Origin of the sequence: Micromonospora sp. ATCC 39149 (genome assembly GCF_000158815.1) — a bacterium.
Classification (GTDB): domain Bacteria; phylum Actinomycetota; class Actinomycetes; order Mycobacteriales; family Micromonosporaceae; genus Micromonospora.
The window spans coordinates 5,050,367-5,056,267 of sequence record NZ_GG657738.1; the positions used below are offsets into that span (position 1 = coordinate 5,050,367).

General features: G+C 73.7%; 4 protein-coding genes and 2 pseudogenes. 4 read left to right on the forward strand and 2 right to left on the reverse strand.

Going from position 1 to position 5,901, the window contains the following annotated elements; all coding sequences use genetic code 11:
* Both MCAG_RS22075 and MCAG_RS22080 read left to right on the forward strand, forming a co-directional pair.
* Positions 1–1,176 (forward strand): annotated as a pseudogene (locus MCAG_RS22075) (AAA family ATPase); the annotation flags it as partial.
* Positions 1,176–1,796 (forward strand): HAD family hydrolase, encoded by a 621-nt coding sequence (locus MCAG_RS22080; RefSeq protein ID WP_007075197.1) that lies wholly within the window; start codon positions 1,176–1,178, stop codon positions 1,794–1,796. The pseudogene MCAG_RS22075 and the gene MCAG_RS22080, both read left to right, overlap by 1 nt.
* Before the next feature lie 78 nt (positions 1,797–1,874).
* Here MCAG_RS22080 and MCAG_RS22085 read toward each other — a convergent pair whose 3' ends face one another.
* Both MCAG_RS22085 and MCAG_RS22090 read right to left on the reverse strand, forming a co-directional pair.
* Positions 1,875–2,396 carry a DinB family protein gene (locus tag MCAG_RS22085; RefSeq protein WP_007075198.1) on the reverse strand — a complete coding sequence of 174 codons (522 nt, stop codon included), beginning with the start codon at positions 2,394–2,396 and terminating at the stop codon, positions 1,875–1,877.
* Positions 2,397–2,676: 280 nt separating this feature from the next.
* A complete protein-coding gene (locus MCAG_RS22090) occupies positions 2,677–4,395 on the reverse strand; it encodes an alkaline phosphatase D family protein (protein WP_007075199.1) in 1,719 nt (572 codons plus the stop codon).
* A gap of 150 nt (positions 4,396–4,545) precedes the next feature.
* On the opposite strand from MCAG_RS22090, the gene ftsY reads away from it, so the two are divergent.
* Positions 4,546–5,733 (forward strand): signal recognition particle-docking protein FtsY, encoded by a 1,188-nt coding sequence (gene ftsY / locus MCAG_RS22095; RefSeq protein ID WP_007075200.1) that lies wholly within the window; start codon positions 4,546–4,548, stop codon positions 5,731–5,733.
* Between the two features lie 7 nt (positions 5,734–5,740).
* A pseudogene (locus MCAG_RS36335) lies at positions 5,741–5,901 on the forward strand (aminoglycoside phosphotransferase family protein); the annotation flags it as partial.

Here is a 5,901-nt window from a genome sequence, read left to right on the forward strand (position 1 = left end):
TCGCCGGCCGGGCCGACTCGCTGCGCCGCCAGGCGTTCCGCCGAGCGGGCCGCGCGGGAGCGCGCGGCGGCCCGCCGCGCGGCGCGTGCCCGGGGCGCGAACATCGCCCGCGCCGTGGTCGGCGGCGCCCGCGAGGCGCTGACCCGGCTCGCCGCCTCGATCGCGCGGGCCGAGGAACACCGCGACGCCGTGGCGCGCGAGCGGGCCGCCCGCGAGGCCGAGCTGTCCGAGGTACGCGGCGCGGCGAAGCGCCTCGGCGCGGAGCTGGAGCGGCTGACCAGCCAGGTGCACCGGGACGAGGTGGCCCGGGCCGAGCAGCGGCTGCGCATCGAGCAGTTGGAGGCCAAGGCCGCCGAGGACTTCGGCCTCGACGTGGAGACGCTGGTCGCCGAGTACGGCCCGACGCAGCCCGTACCGCCGACCCAGGCCGACGTGGCGGCGGCCGAGCGGGACGGGCTGCCGGTGCCCGATCCGGTCCGCTTCGAGCGGCCGGTGCAGGAGAAGCGGGCCGCGAAGGCGGAACGGGAGCTGGCCCTGCTCGGCAAGGTAAATCCCCTGGCGCTGGAGGAGTTCGCCGCGCTGGAGGAGCGCTACAAGTTCCTCTCCGAGCAGTTGGAGGACCTCAGGGCCACCCGCCGGGACCTGCTGACCGTGGTCAAGGACGTCGACGCGCGGATCCTGGAGGTCTTCGCCAGCGCGTTCGCCGACACCGCCCGGGAGTTCGAGCAGGTCTTCACGGTGCTCTTTCCCGGCGGCGAGGGCCGGCTGATCCTCACCGACCCCGAGGACCTGCTCGCCACCGGCGTGGAGGTGGAGGCCCGCCCGCCGGGCAAGAAGATCAAGCGGCTGTCGCTACTCTCCGGCGGCGAGCGGTCGCTGACCGCCGTGGCGATGCTGGTAGCGATCTTCCGGGCCCGGCCCAGCCCGTTCTACATCATGGACGAGGTGGAGGCGGCCCTCGACGACGTCAACCTGGGCAGGTTGATCACCTTGCTGGCACAGTTGCGGGAGAAGAGTCAGCTGATCGTCATCACCCACCAGAAGCGGACGATGGAGATCGCCGACGCCCTCTACGGGGTGACCATGCGCAGCGGGGTCACCCAGGTGATCAGCCAGCGGCTCAACCGGGCCGACGGGGAGAACGAGCGGCACGGCCGCGGCGAGGAGAATGAGTAGTGGCTCGGGAACGCGCGACAGCGCTCCTGGTGGATCTCGACGGGGTGCTGCGGCGCTGGGACCCGGCGGTGGCCGCCGGCGTGGAACGGGAGTACGGCCTCGCCGAGGGGGTGCTCACCGAGATCGCCATGCACTGGGGACGGCTCCAGCCGGTGCTGACCGGCCAGATCAGCCACGCCGACTGGATCTCCAGCATCGCCGACGCGCTGGCCGACTCGGCCGGCGGCCCGCAACGCGCCCGCGCCGCGGTGGAGCAGTGGCAGCGCTACCGGGGCGAGGTGGACCCCGAGGTGCTGGCGTTCGTGCGCGAGGTGCGGGCCGCGGGGATACGGGTCGGGCTCGGCACCAACGGCACAGACCTGCTCGACACCGACCTCGCCGCGCTCGGCCTGGCCGGCGAGCTGGACGTGGTGGTCAACTCCTCGGTCGTCGGGGTGCACAAGCCGGCGAAGGAGTACTTCCAGGCGGCCTGCGCGGCGCTGGAGACCCCGCCGGCCCGGGTGCTCTTCGTCGACGACGAGGACTGGGCGATCCGGGGCGCCCGGGTGGCCGGGCTGTCGGCGTACCGGTGGGACGGGCCGTCGGGGCTGCGCTACCTGCGGGCGGCGTTGGCGTACTGAGCCGGTTCTCTGCTGGCCCGTTCTCTGCTGATCCGGCCTGGGCCCGGTCGGGCCGCCCGGCCCGACCGGTGCCGACGGTCACTCGCCGGTGGCGCCGTCGATGCGTTCCCGGATCAGGTCGGCGTGGCCGTTGTGCCGGGCGTACTCCTCGATCATGTGCAGGTAGACCCAGCGCAGGCTGAACGTCCGCTTCTTGGGCCCGACCTCGGTGAATGTCTCGTCGAGGGAGCGGCCGGCCGCGGCGGCGCGGGCGAGGGCGACCTCCCGGTGGAAGGTGGCGAGGTCGGCCTCGGCATCGGCGTCGCTGACGTCGTGGTCGGCGTCCGGGTTCTCCGGCGTGAAGTACGGATAGTCGACGCGCTGGCCGGCGAAGCTCTCCCGGAACCACCACGCCTCCACCTCGGCCAGGTGCCGCACCAGGCCGAGCAGGCTCAGCCCGGACGGCTCGACGCTCGGCGTGCGTAGCTGCTCGGCGGTCAGCCCGGCGCACTTGTGCAGCAGGGTCTGCCGGTGGAAGTCCAGCCAGCCGTCGAGTTGGGTGCGCTCGTCGGCGACCAGCGGTGCGTCGGTACGGGTGATCTGCGGTGCTCTCCAGGTCATCCGCTCATCCTGGCGGGTACCCCTGACATCCGGCGATCGGTTTAGCGCGCGCCAACCGTGCGGACTGTGCCGCGCTGGGCTGTGCCGCGCTGGGCTGTGCCGCGCTGGGCTGTGCCGCGCTGGGCTGTGCCGCGCTGGGCTGTGCCGCGGGGCGTTAGGAAGGGGCCCTTCCTATACAGAAAACGTTAACAGGGGGCCCTTCCTTGCACTCGGTGCGCCACGAACCGCGGGGTCCCCGGGGAACGATCGTCCACGCCCGCAGGGGACCGGCGCGACGGGCTCAGCCCTCGGAGGCGAGCCGCCTTCGGAACACCGGCCGCAGGTGCCCGTCGCCGGTGGTGCCCTCGATCGTCACGTCGGCCGTGCGGCCGGTGTGGGTGAGGGTGGCCACCGCGTTGCCGAAGTACGGCCCGGCCAGCTTGCGCCAACGCACGCTGGGACGGCGTACCCCCGCCGAGCGGGCCAGCGCGCGGCTGGCCCCGGCCGGCCCCGGCGACCAGCCCAGCCGCATCAGCGGGCGCATCGCCGCCGGCACCTGGTTGTGGATCGGCGAGCAGGTGAGTTGGTGCACGGGGGTGCGCACCTGCGGGTCGGCGAAGCGGGCCCGGGCCACGTACGAGTGGTGCACGTCCCCCGACAGCACGCTGATCGACGCGGGCGGCGGGTACGCCGGGCCGGTGCCGACCCGGTCCCCGGTGCGCCCGGCCGGGCCGCTGCCCAGCCGGGCGAAGAGCGCGCCGAGGGCGTCGAAGGAGCGACGGAACGCGGCCCAGTGCTCCAGGTCCAGCGCCCGGCGCAGCCGTTCGGCGAAGCCGGACACCCAGCGGTGCCGGGAGTCGGCGAGCTTCTCGTTCCACGCCTCCACGTGGTGGATGCCCGGCGGCAGCAGCCAGGGCAGCGACGCGCCGACGACGAGGTGGTCGTAGACGCCGTGGGCCTGGTCCAGGAACCAGGACCACTCGCCGGGCGGCAGCATCGCCCGGTTGCCCCGGTCCAGCACCCGGCTGCACCGGTTGTCCAGCATCACCAGCCTCGTGCGCCCCAGGTCCAGGGCGTAGCTCCACTGGTACTGCACCGCGCGCCAGCGCTCGGTGTCGTGGGCCTCGTCGGCCTCCCGGTCGACCCGGGCGCCGAACTCGCGCAGCACCTCGGTGGCGTCCGCCCCGGCGGCGGTGACCTTCGCGTACACCGGGTCGGCGGCGATCTCGTCCGGGGCGAGGTTGCCCAGGTGCTGGTACACCCAGTAGGAGGCCAGCCCGCTGCCGATCCGCTCGGCCCACCAGGGCTGGGCGCGCATGTCGTCGCGCCACGCCGCGGAGGTGTTCCAGTCGTCGATCACCTCGTGGTCGTCGAAGATCATCACGCTGGGCACGGTGGAGAAGAGCCAGCGGATCTCCGGGTCGCGCCACGATTCCAGGTAGAGCTTGGTGTACTCGTCGAAGCTGACCACCTGCGTCGCCGGGGCGCCCGCCGGCCTCCGCCGGCGCCGCTTGAGCAGCCGCCGCACGGTCGGCGAGGTCTCGTCGGCGTAGACCTGGTCGCCGAGCAGCACCAGCAGGTCGGGCTGGGCGGCGGCCCGGTCCGGCTCGGCCATCAACCGCCGGGCGTACGCGTCGAGCGCGTCGGGGGGCAGCCGGCGGGCGGTCGAGTGCTGGGTGGTCTCCCGGCAGGAGCCGAAGACGAGACGCACCGGCTGGTCCCGGTCGTCGGCGGCCCGGGTGCGGATCATGCTGGGCGGGAACCCGGCCCGGGGCTCCGGCCAGGCCACCTCGTCGTCGACCAGCACCTCGTACGTCGTCGCGCTGTCGGGGGTGAGCCCCTCGACCATGACGAGCGCGTAGTGGTGGTCGTACGCGGAGAAGGTTTCCGCCGCCCCCTCGGCGCCGTCGGCCGTGCGGACCCGGACCGTCGCGGGCGCGCTGGTCTCCACCCAGACGGTGGCCCGCGTGCCGACGACCCGGCGCAGCAGCGGGCCGATGAGCAGGCGGGGAGCCGGCATGGGGAACCTCCCAGGGGGTGAGACGATCTCATCATTTCTACCCGGTCGGCCGTCGCGCCACCCCTGGCCGCCGCGAGCGTACCCGCAGCTCGCACACCCGTCGGGTGCGGTGGCTGGGACGCCGTCGCCGGCATCTGACAGGATTTCGGCATGACGGAATACCTCCTCATCGCGCTCGCCCTGCTCGGCGTGCTGATCCTCGGCGGCCTCGGGCTGGTGGTGTCGCGGCTGCGCCGGCGCCCCGAACCGCCGCTGCCGGAGACGGAGGTGGACACCCGTCCCGGACGGGACCTCGCCGGGCCGCCAGTCGAGGCGCCGGAGGCGGAGCTTTCCACCGGGATACTCGTCGAGCCCCCGCCCGTGGTGGAGGCGCCGCCCGTCGTCGAGATGCCCGAGCCGACCGCCGGCCGGCTGGTCCGGCTGCGTACGCGGTTGTCCCGCTCGCAGAACGCCTTCGGCAAGGGCCTGCTCGGCCTGCTCTCCCGCGACCACCTCGACGAGGACACGTGGGAGGAAATCGAGGACAGCCTGATCACCGCCGACGTCGGCATCGACGCCACCCGCGACATCGTCGACCGGCTGCGGGAGCGGACCCGGGTGCTCGGCACCCGTTCCGCCACCGAGCTGCGCGCGCTGCTCGCCGCCGAGCTGGTCGACGCCCTCGACCCGGCCCTGGACCGGTCGCTGCGCACCGCGCCCAAGGACGGCGTGCCGGCGGTGGTGCTGGTGGTCGGCGTCAACGGCGCCGGCAAGACCACCACCTGCGGCAAGATCGCCAGGGTGCTGGTCGCCGACGGCCGCAGCGTGCTGCTCGGCGCGGCCGACACCTTCCGTGCCGCCGCCGCCGACCAGCTCCAGACGTGGGGCGGCCGGGTCGGTGCGGAGACCGTCCGGGGCCCGGAGGCCGCCGACCCGGCCAGCGTGGCGTTCGACGCGGTCAAGCGGGGCATCGACACCGGCGTGGACACCGTGCTGATCGACACCGCCGGCCGGTTGCAGAACAAGGTCGGCCTCATGGACGAGCTGGGCAAGGTCAAGCGGGTCGTCTCCAAGCACGGCCCGATCGACGAGACCCTGCTCGTGCTCGACGCCACCACCGGCCAGAACGGCCTGGAGCAGGCGCGGGTCTTCACCGAGGTGGTCAACGTGACCGGTGTGGTGCTGACCAAGCTCGACGGCACCGCCAAGGGCGGCATCGTGATCGCCGTGCAGCGCAAGCTCGGCATCCCGGTCAAGCTGGTCGGCCTCGGCGAGGGCAAGGACGACCTCGCCCCGTTCGACCCGGCGCAGTTCGTCGACGCGCTGCTCGGCACCGAGCCGCTCGCCCGGGACGCGTAACCTCGCAGTGACCAGTGACGATCGCGCCTACACCGGGTGGCGTGACCCCCGCCACCCGGCGCCGGGCCTCGGGAGACCGTACGTGACTTCGCAGGAGATCCCGCTGCATGGCGGGAACGTGAGCACCGTGGTCCGGGTCGGTGACACCGTCCGGCGCAACGCCGGCCC